The organism is Streptococcus sanguinis, from assembly GCF_013343115.1.
Taxonomy (GTDB): Bacteria; Bacillota; Bacilli; order Lactobacillales; family Streptococcaceae; genus Streptococcus; species Streptococcus sanguinis_H.
Genome location: NZ_CP054570.1, coordinates 1,226,794 through 1,243,662 on the forward strand (window position 1 = coordinate 1,226,794; position 16,869 = coordinate 1,243,662).

At 43.4% G+C, this 16,869-nt stretch carries 17 protein-coding genes; 4 read left to right on the top strand and 13 right to left on the bottom strand.

Annotated elements, in window-relative coordinates; all coding sequences use genetic code 11:
• Positions 1-130: 130 nt before the first annotated feature.
• The 7 genes from FOC72_RS05890 to FOC72_RS11660 are packed head-to-tail and all read right to left on the bottom strand — an operon-like array spanning position 131 to position 5,824.
• Positions 131-1,504: a HAMP domain-containing sensor histidine kinase gene (locus FOC72_RS05890; protein ID WP_002895840.1), complete on the bottom strand. Its 1,374-nt coding sequence runs from the start codon at positions 1,502-1,504 to the stop codon at positions 131-133.
• Positions 1,501-2,157, bottom strand: coding sequence for a response regulator transcription factor (locus FOC72_RS05895; protein WP_002895843.1), 657 nt, complete (start codon positions 2,155-2,157; stop codon positions 1,501-1,503). The genes FOC72_RS05890 and FOC72_RS05895 overlap by 4 nt, the downstream gene beginning before the upstream one ends.
• 21 nt (positions 2,158-2,178) lie before the next feature.
• Entirely contained in the window at positions 2,179-3,396 is a 1,218-nt protein-coding gene (locus FOC72_RS05900) for an ABC transporter permease (protein WP_002895844.1), read from the bottom strand.
• A gap of 12 nt (positions 3,397-3,408) precedes the next feature.
• Positions 3,409-4,083, bottom strand: a complete 675-nt coding sequence (locus FOC72_RS05905) for an ABC transporter ATP-binding protein (protein ID WP_002895848.1) — start codon at positions 4,081-4,083, stop codon at positions 3,409-3,411.
• Positions 4,070-5,335: an efflux RND transporter periplasmic adaptor subunit gene (locus FOC72_RS05910; protein WP_002895849.1), complete on the bottom strand. Its 1,266-nt coding sequence runs from the start codon at positions 5,333-5,335 to the stop codon at positions 4,070-4,072. The genes FOC72_RS05905 and FOC72_RS05910 overlap by 14 nt, the downstream gene beginning before the upstream one ends.
• Positions 5,336-5,363: 28 nt before the next feature.
• Entirely contained in the window at positions 5,364-5,636 is a 273-nt protein-coding gene (locus tag FOC72_RS05915) for a YgdI/YgdR family lipoprotein (protein WP_002895853.1), read from the bottom strand.
• The gene (locus FOC72_RS11660; RefSeq protein WP_002895854.1) at positions 5,633-5,824 is read right to left on the bottom strand and encodes a hypothetical protein; all 192 of its coding nucleotides are present in this window, start codon (positions 5,822-5,824) and stop codon (positions 5,633-5,635) included. The genes FOC72_RS05915 and FOC72_RS11660 overlap by 4 nt, the downstream gene beginning before the upstream one ends.
• Before the next feature lie 54 nt (positions 5,825-5,878).
• Between FOC72_RS11660 and FOC72_RS05920 the strand changes: the two genes are divergently transcribed.
• Both FOC72_RS05920 and FOC72_RS05925 read left to right on the top strand, forming a co-directional pair.
• On the top strand, positions 5,879-6,889 hold the full coding sequence (locus FOC72_RS05920) for a lactonase family protein (RefSeq protein WP_002895856.1): 1,011 nt from the start codon (positions 5,879-5,881) through the stop codon (positions 6,887-6,889).
• A gap of 67 nt (positions 6,890-6,956) precedes the next feature.
• Positions 6,957-7,142: a hypothetical protein gene (locus FOC72_RS05925; protein WP_002895857.1), complete on the top strand. Its 186-nt coding sequence runs from the start codon at positions 6,957-6,959 to the stop codon at positions 7,140-7,142.
• A 48-nt stretch (positions 7,143-7,190) separates the two neighbouring features.
• Here the strand turns inward: FOC72_RS05925 and mgtE are convergent, their stop codons facing one another.
• Together mgtE and eno are read right to left on the bottom strand one after the other, a co-directional pair.
• Positions 7,191-8,531 carry a magnesium transporter gene (mgtE, locus tag FOC72_RS05930; RefSeq protein WP_002895858.1) on the bottom strand — a complete coding sequence of 447 codons (1,341 nt, stop codon included), beginning with the start codon at positions 8,529-8,531 and terminating at the stop codon, positions 7,191-7,193.
• Between the two features lie 351 nt (positions 8,532-8,882).
• Positions 8,883-10,187, bottom strand: a complete 1,305-nt coding sequence (gene eno, locus FOC72_RS05935; RefSeq protein WP_002895859.1) for a surface-displayed alpha-enolase — start codon at positions 10,185-10,187, stop codon at positions 8,883-8,885.
• A 208-nt stretch (positions 10,188-10,395) separates the two neighbouring features.
• On the opposite strand from eno, the gene FOC72_RS05940 reads away from it, so the two are divergent.
• Together FOC72_RS05940 and FOC72_RS05945 are read left to right on the top strand one after the other, a co-directional pair.
• Positions 10,396-10,845 carry a DUF1694 domain-containing protein gene (locus FOC72_RS05940; RefSeq protein ID WP_002895860.1) on the top strand — a complete coding sequence of 150 codons (450 nt, stop codon included), beginning with the start codon at positions 10,396-10,398 and terminating at the stop codon, positions 10,843-10,845.
• Position 10,846: 1 nt separating this feature from the next.
• The gene (locus FOC72_RS05945; RefSeq protein WP_002895862.1) at positions 10,847-11,185 is read left to right on the top strand and encodes a hypothetical protein; all 339 of its coding nucleotides are present in this window, start codon (positions 10,847-10,849) and stop codon (positions 11,183-11,185) included.
• Here FOC72_RS05945 and FOC72_RS05950 read toward each other — a convergent pair.
• From FOC72_RS05950 to gyrB, 4 genes are all read right to left on the bottom strand, one after another.
• Positions 11,182-12,300, bottom strand: a complete 1,119-nt coding sequence (locus FOC72_RS05950; RefSeq protein ID WP_002895864.1) for a glycerate kinase — start codon at positions 12,298-12,300, stop codon at positions 11,182-11,184. The genes FOC72_RS05945 and FOC72_RS05950 overlap by 4 nt on opposite strands.
• Before the next feature lie 9 nt (positions 12,301-12,309).
• Entirely contained in the window at positions 12,310-12,957 is a 648-nt protein-coding gene (gene serB, locus FOC72_RS05955) for a phosphoserine phosphatase SerB (RefSeq protein ID WP_002895866.1), read from the bottom strand.
• 149 nt (positions 12,958-13,106) lie between these two features.
• Positions 13,107-14,831, bottom strand: a complete 1,725-nt coding sequence (ezrA, locus tag FOC72_RS05960; RefSeq protein ID WP_002895867.1) for a septation ring formation regulator EzrA — start codon at positions 14,829-14,831, stop codon at positions 13,107-13,109.
• Between the two features lie 86 nt (positions 14,832-14,917).
• A complete protein-coding gene (gene gyrB, locus FOC72_RS05965; protein ID WP_002895870.1) occupies positions 14,918-16,867 on the bottom strand; it encodes a DNA topoisomerase (ATP-hydrolyzing) subunit B in 1,950 nt (649 codons plus the stop codon).
• Positions 16,868-16,869 lie beyond the last annotated feature (2 nt).

The following is a 16,869-nucleotide window of genomic DNA, read 5'->3' on the forward strand; positions in this document are numbered from 1 at the left end:
CGGAGAAAAATTCTCTGCTCAGCTATAGGGAAAAGCAAAAAAAGAGAGGTGCCAGAAAACTTGTATTTTTCGCAAAATACAGCTTCTGACTTCCCTCTTCGGTTCCTGCAAGGCCAGCTAGAATGCAAGGTTATTTCTCGACAGTTGGCAGAAAAATGCTAAAGCGCATCTTCCGCCCATCAACGGCTTCAAACTGATATCGCAGACCATGCTTATCCAAAATCTGCTGAACGATAAAGAGTCCCAGACCAGTTCCGCCATCCTTGCGATTGCGACTGTAGTCTGGCCGGTAGAAAGGCTGAAAAATCTGCTGAATTTGGTCTTTGTTCAAAACTCGTTCCGCCTCATTTTCGATGACTAGCTTACGCTCTTCCAGCCTGAGTAGAATCTGTCCGCCTTCTACTGTATAATGAAAGGCATTGTCCAGAAGATTTTTGATAGCCTTGAGCAGATAGGTGCGGTTACCCTTGACCTTCGCTTCTGCCAGCTCAACCTGAAAATGGTAGTGTCTGACATCTGCTAAAACTCGATAGGTGCTCAGATTTTCCTCCAAGACCTGCTTGAGTGAAAAGACTTCCTGTTCGGTTTCAGTCTTCATCTCCAGTTTAGAAATGGCTAAGATAGACTGGACTAACTCCGACTGCTCCTCTAGGATTTCTCGGCACTTCTGCAAGTACTTGTCGCGATCCTTGAACTCTCCTACACCATAGATCATGCCATCAACCATCCCCATCATGCTGGTAATGGGTGTCTTGAGCTCATGTGATGTCATCCGCAAGAACTCAGCCTTTTCCCGCTCGCTTTCTGCTACCTTTTCATTTTCTAGGCGCAGAGCTTCAATACTGGTCAGTAGATTAGCATAGAGGTGATTGATGTCTTGGGCCAGTTCGGCAATCTCATCACGCCCCTTGACCTGACAGGTCACATCTGGAGCCAGACTCGTCATTTGACGGGTACTCTTAGAGATGGCTTTGATACGCTGACTGGAAGTCCGACTGTAGAGATAGGCAGCCAGGCCACCCAGACTCAGAGATATGAGCAAGACAAATGGATAGAGATTGAGCAAAATCCGACTAGCATCAGAAACCGGCTGTAAGGAATATTCCCCTCTCAGGACAACTTCTTTACCATCTGAAGTTCGAAAGCTTTCTGATAAACTCTTGCTCTCATAGTCACTATTGGCAATCGTTGGAACGATAGTCAGCTGCAGAGAGCTTTCATCGCCAGCTTCAAGAGAGGGATAGAGGATCGTATTGTCTTTCGCTAGCAAGGTAAACCAAATCAGATTGCTCTTTTTACTATAATCACTCAACAGCTCGCCGATTTCCTGACTGGACTTTCCCTTGACTTGCTTGGAAACTTGGTCAAATTCCCGCTGAGCTTCTCCACTCTTAACCTGCTGATAATACACCGGCATGGCAAAGTAAAGACTGGCTAGAACGATAGTCACCACCACGAAAATGATGGACGAGGTCAAGAGAAAGTTCTTTTTGACAATTTTCACTTGTCTTCTCCTCCAAGCTGATAACCCATACCCGTAATGGTTTTCAGCGGCACACCTGGAATCTTTTTGCGGATATTCTTGATATGATTATCCAGCACCCGACTATCCAGCTCGCTGTAGCCCCAAATGGTAGTCATCAGCTGATCTCGGGTCACCAAATGCCCCTTCCTCTTAGCCAGAGTCTGCAAGATTTCATATTCTTTCTTGGTCAGAGGCATCTTCTCACCCTGCCAGTAAACCGTGCAGTCATCAATAGAAACCGTCAGGTCGCCAACAGCAATCTCTGAAGCAACTGTATTTCTGCGCAGAATATTCTCAATCCGTTTGACCAAGATTAGCGGTGAAAAAGGCTTGGTTACATAATCACTGATGAGATGATTAAAGCTGACTAGCTGGGTATACTCGTCATCCAGAGCTGTCAAAATCATGACCGGAATCTGAGAAGTCTTGCGGATTTCCTTCAGTACTTCCAGACCGCTCTTGGTAGGAAGCATCATATCTAAGATGACCAGATCAAAGGGCTCTTCTTCAAAAGCCTGTAAGGCATCGCCACCATCAAATACTGGCCTTACCTCATACTGACTTTCCTTTAAAAACTCGCAAATCACTTGATTAATCGTCGTATCATCTTCCACCACTAGAATCTTGTGCATACTTAGCTTTTTCTCCTTTACCTATTCAAATCGCAGGGCTTCGATCGGATCCAGCTTAGATGCTTTCACAGCTGGCAGGAGCCCAAATACTACTCCTATTATACAACAAAAGAGCAAACTTACAAAGACAGAAAAGAGGGATAGAATATACGGATAGGCTAGAGACTGGGTGATGGCAAAGCCCGAGGCGATACCAGCTACCACGCCAATAATCCCTCCCATCAGAGTCAGGATAACTGCCTCAATCAGGAACTGCTTGAGAATGATCTTCCGCCGAGCTCCCAGAGCCTTTTTAATCCCGATTTCACGAGTCCTCTCTGTCACTGAAACCAGCATGATATTCATAACACCGATACCTCCGACTAGGAGGGAGATACTGGCAATACCCGCTAGCAAGACGAAGTTAGACTTGTTGAGATTATCCAGCTGCCGTTCAAATTCCTGTAGGTTGAGCACGCCAAACATATAGTCTGACGGTGGCATTTGCTGATTGAGGTAATCACTAACCTTCTTGGCTACCTTCTTCAAATCATCTGCCTTATGGGTTTGGACGGTCACTTCAGGACTGACATTAATGGTATCAAAAATCCGATGCCACTGCTGCAGGGGAATATAGGCCACCTTTTCCGCACCAGCTGTTAAGCCACTCTGCTCTGTGGACTCAAACACGCCAATGACCTTGAAAGGATTGCCCAAAACTTCCACATATTTGCCAATGCCATCCCCCTTTGGAAAAAGACTGTCATAAAGGGACTTTTCCAGATAGGTCACCTGTTCTTGATTTTTAAAGGCTTCTGAGTCAAATTCTTCACCTTCTAGCAGACGTTGCTGCTTGATGTCAGCGGCTGTCTGCGAAACAGCCTGAATCTTCCCAGATGACTTTTGGCTCAGATAGTAAATCTTCTCATCTGTACCATAGGTCAGCAGAGCATTCTTGACCCCAGAGATTTCCTTAATCTTGCTTAATACATCCTCTCCCATAAAGGGAATATAAGAAGGCTTCTGAGCTTGAGATTTCTCTGGAATGGTCGGATCGATGGCGCTTTTCTTGTCATAGACGACCTTGATTGTGTTATTGTTGCCGCCGATGAGCTGACGCTTGGTATTTTCCGTATTTCCCTCAATGATAGAAAAGATAGCGATGATAGCGCCTATCCCGATGATAATCCCCAACATGGTCAGCATAGAGCGCATTTTATGCGACAAGATTGAATTCAGAGCTACAAAAATATCTTCCATACAGCTTCCTTTCTATCCTATCGCTTTGCTCTCTATATTACCGTCCCGCAGGATAACCGTCTGCTTGCAGAGTTGGGCTACTTCCGGCTCATGGGTAATGATGACAATGGTCTTACCCTCATCATTAAACTGCTTAAAGAGGTCCATAATCTGCACACTGGTCTTGGTATCCAGTGCCCCCGTTGGTTCGTCCCCAAGGATAAAGCTGGGATTAGTTACCAAGGCTCGCGCAATGGCTACCCGTTGCTTCTGACCACCGGACAGCTCCATAGGTTTGAAATCACTTCTTTCTTCCAGCCCGACCAACCGCAGCATTTCCAGAGCCCGCTCCCGTCTCTCTTTTTTAGGAATTTTCATGTAAGTCAGAGGCAGTTCCACATTTTGACAGGCCGTTAGCTTGGGCATGAGGTTAAAATTTTGAAAAACAAAGCCAATCTTCTGATTACGCAGATCGGAAAGCTGATTGTCAGATAGCTCAGACACATCGGTCCCTTCAATATGATAAGTCCCTGAACTTGCCTTATCCAGACAGCCGATAATGTTCATCAGAGTGGACTTGCCAGATCCAGACGGTCCCATGATAGCCAGAAAATCCCCCTCTTTCACATGCAGATCAATTCCTTTTAAAATTGGAAATTCCTGACTGCCCTGCTGATAAGATTTGTGGATATCCTTAAGCTTTAACATGCTGTCCTACCTCCATCCCTTCTTCCATACCTGCTCTCGGTGTTGAAATGGTATCCTGCATAGTCAGACCTTCTGTAATCTCTACCAAACGGTCAGAAACTTTCTTGGTCTTGACTTCCTGCATTTTCAGAGTCTTGCCCTCTACCTTCCAGACATAGGTCTTGCCATTTTTACTGAAAGTATATGCCTTATTGACAACTACCTTTCCTGCCTCGGGAGCATTCTCCACGATGTTGACATAGGAATGGGAGCCCACCAGTGGCATTTCGCCACCCTGATCCAGCTCAACTGTATAAGGATACTTACCTTGGTTGGGATTTTCCTGTTGCTTATTCCCACCATTATTATTGGAAGTATTTTCTGCTGTCAGACTGCCGACCTGAGTTACCGTACCACTCCAGCGTTTCTTAGGATCCTTGCGATCCACCACTTCCACTTTCTGGCCGACACTCAGCTTTTCACGGTCAAATTCACTGACAGTCCCTTTGACCAGAGTTTTGGACTTGTCCATAATCTCAATAAAGTTTTCTTCTTCTTTTTTGGCCTTGGACTGATTAGGCAAATCTTCATTCATAGAGGTAATTGTTCCTGCTGTATCGGCAGTCACAGTATCATACTTCATCCGGTCTGATTCAGTCTGAGCTGTCACCTGAGCCTTTTCAGCCTCAATCTGAGCTGTCGTCACTTCACTATCCGCAGTCTTAGCATCGCTCAGTGCCTGAGCCAGCTCGTCTTCAGCTGACTTTATCTGCTCCAGCAATGACTCATCCTGACTGGAATTGTATTTGTCCTTGAGTGAGTTTAAGCTGGCCAACTTGCGATTATAGGTTTCCCATTTAATCGCAGCGCTGTTTTGAGCGGCTGTAATGCCATTTGCCTTGGACTGGGCATCATATTGAGCCGACTGGGCTGTCAATTGCTGCTCTGTCGCATAGGAAAAGAGCGGCTGTCCTTGTGTAACGGTATCACCATTTTTGACAAATACTTCCTTGACTTCCCCCTTCGAAGGGTCAATCTTGACCTTACTGCTATTGTTGGCAACTACTTCCCCAGATAAAACCAGGCTTGTTTTTTTACTGTTATTGACAGCTTCTTGGACTGTCAGCGAATCAATCGTCTTATCTACCATTTTCATGGCCTGTTGTTGATTGATCTGTCTAAAATACAGATAGCCTCCCAGTCCAGCACAAGCGAGAATGACCGTGCTGCCCAATAGAATGGTCTTACGATTCATTTTTTTTCTTCGAAACATATTGCCTCCAACCTACATGTTTTAATCTTTATTCAGCTTCTGAGCTAGATCCTGATCCATCTTCTGGAATTTCCTCACCATCTGCTGGAATTTGGATAACGTTCCCATCAGGCATTGTGTATTCTGTCACTTCTTTGCCATCAACTGTCTTGGTCTTCTTATCAACAGCATCTTTCTGGAAGTCCACTTGTTTTCCATCCTTAATTTCTGAGTTATCAGCTTCTTTATTTCCGCATGCGGCTAAAAAGAATCCTGACATTCCGATAAGAGCAACGAGCATAGCAATTTTTTTAACGTTCATTTGATTTCTCCTTTGTTTGACAAGCAGGAAGTTTGTTGCTTCCTGACAGTAATTGTTTTTTTGAACAATTCTATTCTAACAAAGCCATCTATCCCCTTCCTACCCACTATCTGTTTTTTATCTGTTTTTTCGAAACTAATACTATTCTTTTGAAAATCAGGCAAATCTTCCGCTCTAAGACCTATCATCTGCTTTTATGATATAATAGTAGCAAGCAATCTAAATAAATACGAGGTAATGTCATGGCACAAACAGTTTACTTTGGAACCTATACTCGCAGAGATTCCAAGGGAATTTATAAGGCAGATTTTAATTCTAACAAAGGAACTTTAGAAAACTTGACCTTGTTTGCTGAAGAGCCCAGTCCGACCTACCTAGCCTTTGATAAGGCTGGACATCTCTATTCTGTCGGAGCAAAGGACGGACAGGGAGGTATTGCAGCCTTTGATCAAGCAGGTCAGCTCCTCAACCATGTTGTTGAAGAAGGGGCTCCGCTCTGCTATGTGGCAGTCGACGAGGATCGTGACTTAGTTTACGGTGCCAATTATCATAAAGGACAAGTCTTGGTTTACAGACGCCTAGCTAACGGCAGACTGGAACTAGCTGACTCAGCTACCCACCAAGGTCAAGGACCACATGCCAATCAGGCCTCTGCTCACGTCCACTATGCTGACCTAACACCAGATCAATACCTGATCACCTGCGACTTGGGAACTGATGAAGTAACTACTTATGATGTTGCTGAAGATGGAAAGATCGCTCCTCTGGATACCTACAAGTGTGCCGCTGGAGCTGGTGCCCGCCATATCGTTTTCCACCATCATTATAAAATCGCCTATTTAATCTGTGAGCTTAATTCTACTATTGAAGTCCTAATTTACGATGGAGTCGGCCATTTTGAATACCTGCAAACTGTCTCCACCTTGCCAGAGGACTTTGAAGGAGCCAATGGAACAGCTGCTATCCGCCTGTCTGCTGACGGCAAGTTCCTCTACGCTTCCAACCGCGGCCATGACTCTCTTGCTGTTTACAAAATCTTAGCTGATGGCAGTTTGGAGTTAATCCAGATTGCACCTACCAATGGCCAAAATCCACGAGATTTCAACATCACACCGGATCAAAATCATATCATCGCTGTCCATCAAGACTCAGACAATGCAACCATCTTCAAACGCGATGCGGAAAGTGGAAAATTGGCAGAAATCTCCCATGATTTCTACGTTCCCGAAGCTGTTTGTGTGACCTTTAAATAAGCAGAATTCTTGTCTTTCTATTAGAAATTTGATTAAATAGTATAAAAATTATTAAGGAGCAACTACCATGAATCCAGTAGATTTATTTAATCAAGTAAAAGAAATGATTGAAAAGAAAGACTTTGATGGCGCCAAAAAGTTTATCGAAGAAAACAAAGACAAACTCGGTGAATACCTAGATCAAGCCAAAAAATTAGTAGCTGGAAATGAAATGGCCAGCGGCGCAATTGATAAAATTAAAGGTTTGTTCTAAGTAAACATAACAAAAACGCTTGAAAAATCAAGCGTTTTTTATTCTTTTTTATAAAATCAATGGTAAGAAAATTTGTGCTAAGCCTAGAAAAGCTAGATAACCTAACACATCTGTTGCTGTGGTAATGAAAATGGTCGAGGCTAGAGCCGGATCCTGATGCAGGGTCTTGATAATCAACGGTACAAAGTAACCAAATAGAGCACCACATGCTAGATTGATCATCATAGCCAATACCACAATAACAGACAGATAGAAATTTTGATAGAAGACGAACATGACAATCGCTGCAATCAAGCCAGTAAAGAAACCATTAACCAAAGCTAGCACGATTTCTTTGAATACTAAATTCCGATCTTCTTTCAGATCCAGTTTCCCCAAGGCAATTCCCTGGATAACTAAAGCAAGTGTCTGAGAGGCAGAATTTCCGCCCATTCCTGTGATAATAGGACTAATCGCTGCTAATGCTACAACTTTTGAAATCGTATCATCAAAAAGTGCCACTGTCGCAGAAGCTAGAAAGGCTGTCACTAGGTTAATCATCAACCAAGGTAAGCGTTTCTTGAGTGATTCTTTGAAAGGTCCTCCAATTTCTTCACTTTCTTGGACACCACCCATCCGCAAGATATCTTCTTGATACTCTTCTTGCAAAACATCGACGATATCGTCAATAGTGATGATTCCTAGCAATACCTGCCGATGATTGACGACCGGTACGACAGATAAATTATATTTGGCAGAAAGCTGTGCCACTTCCTCTTGGTCAACCTCTGGTGTTACACTCACTATCTGAGTATTCATAAATTCACTGAGTTTCATCTCCGCATCATGAATAAACAAATCACGGATATCAATCCAGCCAACTAGCGAATGATGCACATTCCTTATAAATAAGGTATCAATAACTTCCGTATTGGGCGAAATCTCCCTCAATTTATTGAGAGTTGCTGAGACGGTCAGATTTTCATTTAAGGTAATGAATTCTGTCGTCATCAGACCACCAGCTGTCTGAGGATCGTAAGCCAACATAGCTTTCAAATTCTCTTGACTGGTATTTTTCATCATACTTAAGTATTGCTTACGCAAGTCCACACTCAAGTAACCCAAAATATCTACCACATCATCATCTGGCATAAGATGAAAAAGAGTGCTGGTACGTTTGAAAGAAATCGATTGGATAATCTTTCGTTGCAACTCCGGCTCGGCTTCTTTTAAAATCTCTACCAATTGATCATCACTAGCCATTTCTGTAAAGGTTTTGAGAAGATTCCCTTCATCATCCTCCAAGGCCTCCAAAGAAAGAGCAATATCAATGGGATAGTAATCGTCAAATATCTGATTGAAAACTTCACTATCCTGTGATAGTAAGACCTGATTTAATAATTCTTCCATTGTACTCCTCCTTCCACTTTGCTAGTATACCATAAAAGACTGATTTTGATACAAGAAAGCTATAAAATCTTCAGTAAATCGCTCACTTTTTCAAGCATGTAGTCACAAGGAAACGCAGGGATTACTTGATTATATTTTCCGAAAGAAAAACTGTCATCTTGTCCTCTAATTTTTCAAGGGAAAGAGCATGACCAGACCCACACAGTACTTCTAGGCAATTTTCTCGGAAAAGATGATAAATCTCCCTCTCATCAATTAGGGTGGTTCCTAAATCAAAAAATATCCATTGTTACATCTTTACACATCAAAAAAGCTAGGACTAAGTCCTAGCTCCTCTTAAAGGTTGTTAGATTATTTTTTCAAGTTATAGAAAGCTTGAAGACCTTTGTATTGAGCAACTTCACCAAGTTGATCTTCGATACGAAGCAATTGGTTGTATTTAGCAATACGGTCTGTACGTGAAAGTGAACCAGTCTTGATTTGACCTGCATTAGTTGCAACAGCGATGTCAGCGATTGTTGAATCTTCAGTTTCACCTGAACGGTGTGATACAACTGCAGTGTAACCAGCTTCTTTAGCCATTTCAATCGCTTCAAAAGTTTCAGTAAGAGTACCGATTTGGTTAACTTTGATAAGGATTGAGTTAGCAGCACCTTCTTTGATACCACGTGCAAGGTAGTCAGTGTTTGTTACGAAGAAGTCGTCACCAACAAGTTGTACTTTCTTACCAAGACGTTCAGTAAGAGCTTTCCAACCATCCCAGTCATTTTCATCCATACCATCTTCGATAGTGATGATTGGGTATTTGTTAACCAACTCTTCAAGGTAGTCGATTTGCTCTGCAGATGTACGAACAGCAGCGCCTTCACCTTCAAATTTAGTGTAGTCGTATACTTTACGTTCTTTATCGTAGAATTCTGATGATGCACAGTCAAATCCGATAAATACATCTTTACCTGGAACATAGCCAGCAGCTTCAATAGCAGCGATGATAGTTTCTACACCATCTTCAGTTCCTTCAAAGCGAGGAGCGAATCCACCTTCATCACCAACGGCAGTTTCCAAACCACGAGATTTAAGGATTTTCTTAAGAGCGTGGAAGATTTCAGCACCGTAACGAAGAGCTTCTTTGAATGTTGGAGCACCAACTGGCAAGATCATGAACTCTTGGAATGCGATTGGAGCATCAGAGTGAGATCCACCATTGATGATGTTCATCATTGGAGTTGGAAGAACTTTAGTGTTGAATCCGCCAAGGTAGCTGTAAAGAGGGATTTCAAGGTAGTCAGCAGCAGCACGAGCTACAGCGATAGACACACCAAGGATTGCGTTCGCACCCAATTTACCTTTGTTAGGAGTACCGTCCAAAGCAATCATTGCACGGTCGATAGCTTGTTGGTCACGAACATCGTAACCGATAATAGCGTCAGCGATAACGTTGTTTACATTATCAACTGCTTTTTGTGTACCAAGACCACCGTAACGAGATTTGTCGCCATCACGAAGTTCAACTGCTTCGTGTTCACCTGTAGAAGCTCCTGAAGGAACCATACCACGTCCGAAAGCACCTGATTCAGTATAAACTTCTACTTCAAGTGTTGGGTTACCGCGTGAGTCTAGGACTTCGCGAGCGTAAACATCAGTAATAATTGACATTTCTTACTCTCCTTATTATTTAAAATTATTTACTAGTCTATGATACCTCAAAAACGCTTTTTTTTCAAGGAAAAATAGAGAATCTAAGCAAATTTGAGAAATTTTGCACAAGAAAACGATTCCAAATTTACTATATAAATGTTTTTCCAGCGAGCCAGAACGAATATTCAACCTTTTAGAATTTCTCCTTTTATGGTACAATTTTATTATGACTGATATTAATAAAGTAATCATGGAAAAAGCCCAGGGCGGAGTCAAGCTCAACCCTGATGAACAGCGTAGATTTTTAGGGACTTTTGAGGAGCGAGTGCTGGCCTCCTGCTCTATTGAGCAAGCCAACGAGACTCTCATTCGCAGTCATTTCAAGGAAATGCTCAGCAGCATCATGAAAAACTGCCAACCTGTAATTGTCAAAATTTCCCCAGAAGTCGAGTCAGGCAATCAAATCTTTTATCTAAAAACCTCCAAGGAACTGGGCTGCGAGGCTACTATTGTCTCAAGCGATTACCAGTCTTCTCCTTTTGGCCTGATTGTCCATAGCGACCATCTTGTCCAAGTAGATGATAAGGATATGAACCAACAGTTTGCTGGACTCCTTCAGCCAGCAGAAAAACCAGCAAAAGAAAAGCGCTCCCTCTGGAAAAAATGGTTTGGATAGGATGAAAAATTTAGAAAAACTTTTTGCCTTCTTTGAAGCAGAAAATCAACGTGATTGGCAAACCTATCAGAGCTTTCTTTCTAATCAAGTTAGCTGGGAATTAGAAGGTGACACAACCGAAATCATCGAAGGAAAAGCGGACTACTTGACTAAGATTCAAAAAGCCTACCATAACAACCCCGTCCAATTTCGTTGTACTTATTATCAGCTTAGTCCTGACCAGAGTCGGATTGTGACTATTTTAGAAAATGAGTTGGGTGACCTGTCTTGTGATATCTTCTTCTTTGAAAAGGGCATGATAGTCAAAGAAATTGAATACCTACTAAAAAAAGCGGACTAACCGCTTTTTTTCATTTTTAGTAGATGCCCAATATTTCTGGCTGTTCGAATCAAATTTTGCTCGGCCTGCTCTAGGATCTTATCTAAACTATCTGCTTGTGCAATAATAGGAAAAGCTGCCTGAATATTCTCAACTGGGAAATCCGGTAAATCATCTGCCAGACTGCCGCAAATAGCCAGTACAGGAATGCCTTCAGGTGTTCGTCTTGCGACCCCGATTGGTGCCTTACCCGCCAAAGACTGACGGTCCATCCGTCCTTCGCCAACGACGACCAAGTCCGCTTTTTTAACTCTGTCATCAAAATCCAGTAAATCTAAACAGGTTTCGATACCCGAAACGATTTTTCCTCCAGCAAAAGCGACCAGTCCTGCAGCCATTCCGCCTCCGGCTCCAGCTCCATCCATATCAATCACCTGAGGATCAACCAACTGATAGAAATCTGCCATGGCTTGATCCACTTGAGAGAATAATAAGGGTGCTAGACCTTTCTGACCTCCGAAAACAGTTGTCGCACCACGCTCACCGCATAGAGGATTGTCTACATCCGTCAAAATCTCAATCTCAACTTCTTTCAAGAAAGCAGGAACCTGCTCAGCTGATATTCGGGCAACCTTTCCCAAAAACGAGCCAATGGGGCGCAGTCTATGATTGTCCGCATCGAAAAATTCATAGCCCAGGCCCGCTGCCAGTCCAATTCCACCGTCATTGCTGGCCGAACCTCCAACACCAACTAAAATTTTTCTAACACCGTCTTCAGCTAGGTGCAAAATCAATTCTCCCAACCCTTTGGTCTCTAAGGCCAAGGGATTTCGTTTTTCCTTAGGAATAGAGGCAAGTCCTACCAAGTCAGCCATTTCAAAAAGCGCTTGCTGACCATTTCTGGCGTAGGGCATTTTTACTGGCTGGCCAAAGGGTCCAGTCACAGTGTGATGAAATTCAGCCCAGCCCAAGGCTGCTGTCAGCGCAGCCATTGTCCCCTCGCCGCCGTCACCGACCGGTAGCAAGTCAAAGCTGGCATCTGGCAAGGCCTGAGAAAATCCTGTCTGCAGAGCTTGAGCAACCTGAGTAGCTGACAAACTTTCCTTGAAAGAATCCGGTGCAATTAGGATCTGCATGCCTCTCTCCTACTCTTTTCTATTGTCTAAAAGATCAATGACCCGATAGAGATTGCATTCTTGAATCTGATAAGGGGCCTGCTCGCGCACTATAGGCTTGGCCATAAAGGCAATTCCTATCCCTGCCGCTCGAATCATAGGCAGATCATTGGCGCCATCTCCCATAGCAATTGTTTGATTTAATTCAAACTTATTTTCAGCCGCCCATGCTTTTAGCATGGCGAGCTTGGTATCCTTAGTGACAATCTCTCCTAAGACTCGGCCTGTCAAAAAGCCATGTTGAATTTCCAAACGATTTGCCTTGACGTAGTCAATTCCAAGCTGCTCAGCCAGTCTGTCCACCGTCTCATGAAAACCACCTGACACCAAGCCTACTTTATAACCACGTTTATGCAGCTCATCGACCAAGTCCTCGGCTCCTGGCGTGAAGTTTATCCTTTCAGCAATTCGAGCAAAAATATCCTCTGGCAGCCCTTTTAAAAGGGCCACCCGCTCACGTAAGGCAGCTTCAAAGTCCAACTCTCCTCGCATGGCACGCTCAGTAATGGCCGCAACCTGAGCTCCTACACCAGCCTCCTCTCCTAGCAGGTCAATCCCTTCTTCCATGATTAAGGTGCTATCTACATCCATGACTAACAAGCCTTTGACTGTTTTCATTGTCCGACCTCATTCTTTCTATTTTTTGTATTATACAAGAAATTCTATTTCAAAACAAGCTGGGAAAAATTGAAATCTCAGAATCCTTGTTATTGACTGTTCTCTAACGTTCTCTTTGTAAAAGAAAAAAGTTCCCGAAGGAACTTCTTTTAAAAACGAATATTCTCGCGTGTTTTTTCGTAGGATGTCACAAAACGCTCTGTCACGCCTGGCTCGACAAGATCCAAAGCTTTTGAAATGATTTCCAAAGATTGAGCATAGTCGTAGTCATGTTCAAAGACATACAAGGACTTGTTGAAGGCCGCCTGTACATTATCATCAAAGGAACGATAGCGGTTTGAATACTGCAGCAGCTGCTCAGTCAAGGTAGCATCTTGGACGATACGATAGGTTTCTTCTTCCAATTGCTCCATATCATTCCCTAGAATTTCCAGCCAACGGTTAACTGATTCGATATTGACTCGTGTAGCTTCCAATTCCTTTACCAACTCTTCAATATTATTGCTGGTTGAGAAGAAAATTTCTAAGAAAGAGTCTGGAATACCTGGCAAATTGCGTTTTTCCATATATCTCTTAATGGTATGCAATTTGTTAGCATAGATATTGACCTTCTGGCGAGCGTTGGCATCATCTTTTTCAATCTCTGCAAGTGCTTCACCAAGAGAAATCTGCTCATCTTCGATTTCTTTCAAACGCTCTTGGATAGCTTCCAACTCTTCCTGAACCACAGAATAAGCTTGCTTGGTTTCAGAAGAATCTTCTACCGCGCTAAGTACTACATCTTCCTGGGCAGAAAGCTCGGCCTGCAACTCCTTGACATGAGAAGTTTCTGTATCAGAGATAAGGAAGGTTTGAGATAAACGTTCTATCTCTTTTTGGAGTTGCTGGTTGTTTTCCTTTGTATGAGCCAGGTAGCTAGGCAAGTTTTTAATCAACTTCTCCACTACTTTATGGGCGTCAATTTCCCGCGTAAAAATTTCATAGAGAGCGTTAATCTCTTCTTGCGCCTGCTCATTTTCATACTCAGCATTATCCAGCTCTAGGGCTGAAATATTAGCTTCATTGCGTTTGAGGCTTGCGTGAAGCTGTTGGAAACGAGACTCTATATCTGTTTCGATAAAGTGATAACCAGATTCCAAGAGCTTACGGTGACCAGATTCTAAGTCTTCCAACTGATCTGGCAGTTTCACAGTCAACTCTTCGACAATGGCAGGAACTTTCTCAACAATATGTGTCAGAGCAAGGATATGATCCTCTGCCTTATCCAAGATTTCAGCTGCTTCAACCGGGTCACCTGAAGAATTAAGGGTCACAAACTGAGAAAACTCTGACTGGATATTTTCCAGCTGTTTCTCAATCTCAGCTAGGGCTTGCCCATACGAGTCTGCATTCTCCGCCACCTGGGTTTGCAGTTTTTCAAACAAATCCAAGGCATGGAGCACACGACCGCTGTTCTTAGACTCTTGCTCTTTAAGATCTTCCAAGGCTGCACGAATCATCTTGATATCTTCTTCAATCAAATCAATCTGACTCTCAATATTGCCGATAGCATGCTTGGCTTTTATGAAACGGAAAGAATTATTGTACCCTTCTGCTTCAAATAGATTATTTTCAATATCAGCAAATGAATTTAAGGACAGGTCTACCCATTTTTGATTCCATTCACGGAAGGCTACCTGACTCTGCCCAATCAAATGCATATTTTTTACTTCTTCAACTTCATCATTCACAGGGAGATTATAGAGTGCTTCTTTTCTCTCCTCCAAATTTTGAAGTAAAGCTTCATTTCTCTTTCTCATCAAAACTGCAGTACCATAGCCGACAACCAAAAGCAGAGCTACCACAGCAACGAGAATAACTAGTCCAATAGACATATAGAACTCCTTCACATTGTTACTATAAAGCAAACATAATGATTATATCATATTTTTGCCCATAATGGTTGATTTTTCTGATTTTTTTAGACGTCGAGCGTACTGTATACAGCATTTTCTTCGATAAATTCACGACGAGGTTCAACGCGATCCCCCATCAGCATGTCAAAAATCTTGTCAGCTTCCGCTGCATCATCCACTGAAACCCGTGCCATCAAGCGATGTTCAGGATTCATAGTTGTCTCCCACAGCTGATGGTCATCCATCTCTCCGAGCCCTTTATAGCGTTGAATGGTTGGCTTGGAGCGACCTTCACTGTAGCGAGCCAAAGCAGCTTGAAGCTCTTCTTCTTGGTTGGCACCTGGCTGGATGTATTCTTTGACTTCACTTCCGACCTTGACACCATAGATTGGCGGCTGAGCGATATAGACAAATCCAGCTTCCAGCACCGGCTTCATATAGCGGTAAATCAAAGTCAAGAGCAGGGTCCGAATGTGAGCACCGTCTACATCGGCATCGGTCATGATGACTAGTTTTTGGTAGCGGGCCTTGCTGACATCAAAGTCAGCACCGAAACCAGTTCCCATAGCAGTAAAGAGACTGCGGATTTCTTCATTGGCCAAAATCTTATCCATGCTGGCTTTTTCAACGTTGAGAATCTTACCACGAATTGGCAAAATGGCCTGAAATTCACGGTTACGGCCGGACTTAGCTGAACCACCCGCTGAATCCCCCTCCACGATGAAAAGTTCAGTTTCCTGCGGGTCGTTGGACGAGCAGTCAGCCAATTTACCTGGCAGATTGGAGATTTCTAAGCCAGACTTCTTGCGGGTTACTTCCCGAGCTCGCTTGGCAGCAATTCTTGCTTTAGAAGCCAAAATTCCTTTTTCAACGATTTTTCGAGCTACCGCAGGATTTTCCAAAAGGAAATCGGAGAAAGCTTCACTGAAGAGACGATTGGTAATCTTGACCACTTCGCTATTGCCTAGCTTGGTCTTGGTCTGACCTTCAAACTGAGGGTTAGGATGCTTGACAGAGATGACCGCTGTCAGTCCCTCACGCACATCTTCTCCAGTCAGATTGTCCTCGTTTTCTTTGAGAAGCTTGTTTTTCTTGGCATAATCATTGATAACCCTTGTCAGGGCTGTCCGGAAGCCTTGCTCATGTGTTCCACCCTCGTGGGTGTGGATGTTATTAGCAAAGCTCATGACTGTTTCGTGGTAGCCAGTCGTATACTGCATAGCTACTTCAACCGTAATGTCGTCCATTTCGCCGTCAGTATAAATCGGCGTTTCAAAGATTACATCCTTATTTTCATTGATGTATTGGACATAGCTGGCAATCCCACCCTCATAGTGGTAATCCTTGACCTGCTCCATTCCATCTCGCTTATCAGTGATGGAAATTCTGAGACCACGATTGAGGAAGGCCAGTTCTTGTACCCGCTTATTGAGCTTTTCAAAGTCAAATTCTACTGTTTCAGTGAAAATCTCTGGATCCGGTGTGAAATGAACTGTCGTACCAGTACGGTCTGTCTCACCGATGATTTCTAGATCAGCGACTACATGACCACGACGATATTCTTGGTAATGAATCTGACCGTTCTTATAAACACGGACATCCAGCTGAGTGGATAGGGCATTTACAACGGAAGAGCCCACACCGTGCAGACCTCCTGATACCTTGTATCCCCCACCGCCGAATTTTCCTCCGGCGTGGAGCACGGTAAAGACGGTTTCCACGGCCGGACGGCCTGTTTTCTCCTGAATATCAACGGGAATTCCCCGACCGTTATCTACTACCGTGATGGAATTGTCTTTTTCGATAAAGACCTGAATGTGACTGGCAAAACCAGCCAACGCCTCATCAATTGAGTTGTCAACAATTTCCCATACTAAATGGTGAAGACCTTCCTTGGAGGTCGAACCGATATACATTCCTGGACGCATACGAACGGCTTCTAAGCCTTCTAAGACCTGAATCTGACTGGCATCATATTCCTGGGCCTGTATATCTTGCTGCTTTTCTTCTGTCATAG

Bases quoted from the DNA above. Each gene is read 5' to 3' on its own strand.
- FOC72_RS11660 (WP_002895854.1), bottom strand. From the start codon at position 5,824: ATGATAGGTCTTAGAGCGGAAGATTTGCCTGATTTTCAAAAGAATAGT.
- FOC72_RS05920 (WP_002895856.1), top strand. From the start codon at position 5,879: ATGGCACAAACAGTTTACTTTGGAACCTATACTCGCAGAGATTCCAAG.
- eno (WP_002895859.1), bottom strand. From the start codon at position 10,187: ATGTCAATTATTACTGATGTTTACGCTCGCGAAGTCCTAGACTCACGC.
- FOC72_RS05910 (WP_002895849.1), bottom strand. From the start codon at position 5,335: ATGTTTCGAAGAAAAAAAATGAATCGTAAGACCATTCTATTGGGCAGC.
- FOC72_RS05900 (WP_002895844.1), bottom strand. From the start codon at position 3,396: ATGGAAGATATTTTTGTAGCTCTGAATTCAATCTTGTCGCATAAAATG.
- FOC72_RS05905 (WP_002895848.1), bottom strand. From the start codon at position 4,083: ATGTTAAAGCTTAAGGATATCCACAAATCTTATCAGCAGGGCAGTCAG.
- FOC72_RS05915 (WP_002895853.1), bottom strand. From the start codon at position 5,636: ATGAACGTTAAAAAAATTGCTATGCTCGTTGCTCTTATCGGAATGTCA.
- ezrA (WP_002895867.1), bottom strand. From the start codon at position 14,831: ATGTCTATTGGACTAGTTATTCTCGTTGCTGTGGTAGCTCTGCTTTTG.
- FOC72_RS05950 (WP_002895864.1), bottom strand. From the start codon at position 12,300: ATGCAGATCCTAATTGCACCGGATTCTTTCAAGGAAAGTTTGTCAGCT.
- FOC72_RS05945 (WP_002895862.1), top strand. From the start codon at position 10,847: ATGAAAAATTTAGAAAAACTTTTTGCCTTCTTTGAAGCAGAAAATCAA.
- mgtE (WP_002895858.1), bottom strand. From the start codon at position 8,531: ATGGAAGAATTATTAAATCAGGTCTTACTATCACAGGATAGTGAAGTT.
- gyrB (WP_002895870.1), bottom strand. From the start codon at position 16,867: ATGACAGAAGAAAAGCAGCAAGATATACAGGCCCAGGAATATGATGCC.
- serB (WP_002895866.1), bottom strand. From the start codon at position 12,957: ATGAAAACAGTCAAAGGCTTGTTAGTCATGGATGTAGATAGCACCTTA.
- FOC72_RS05895 (WP_002895843.1), bottom strand. From the start codon at position 2,157: ATGCACAAGATTCTAGTGGTGGAAGATGATACGACGATTAATCAAGTG.
- FOC72_RS05925 (WP_002895857.1), top strand. From the start codon at position 6,957: ATGAATCCAGTAGATTTATTTAATCAAGTAAAAGAAATGATTGAAAAG.
- FOC72_RS05940 (WP_002895860.1), top strand. From the start codon at position 10,396: ATGACTGATATTAATAAAGTAATCATGGAAAAAGCCCAGGGCGGAGTC.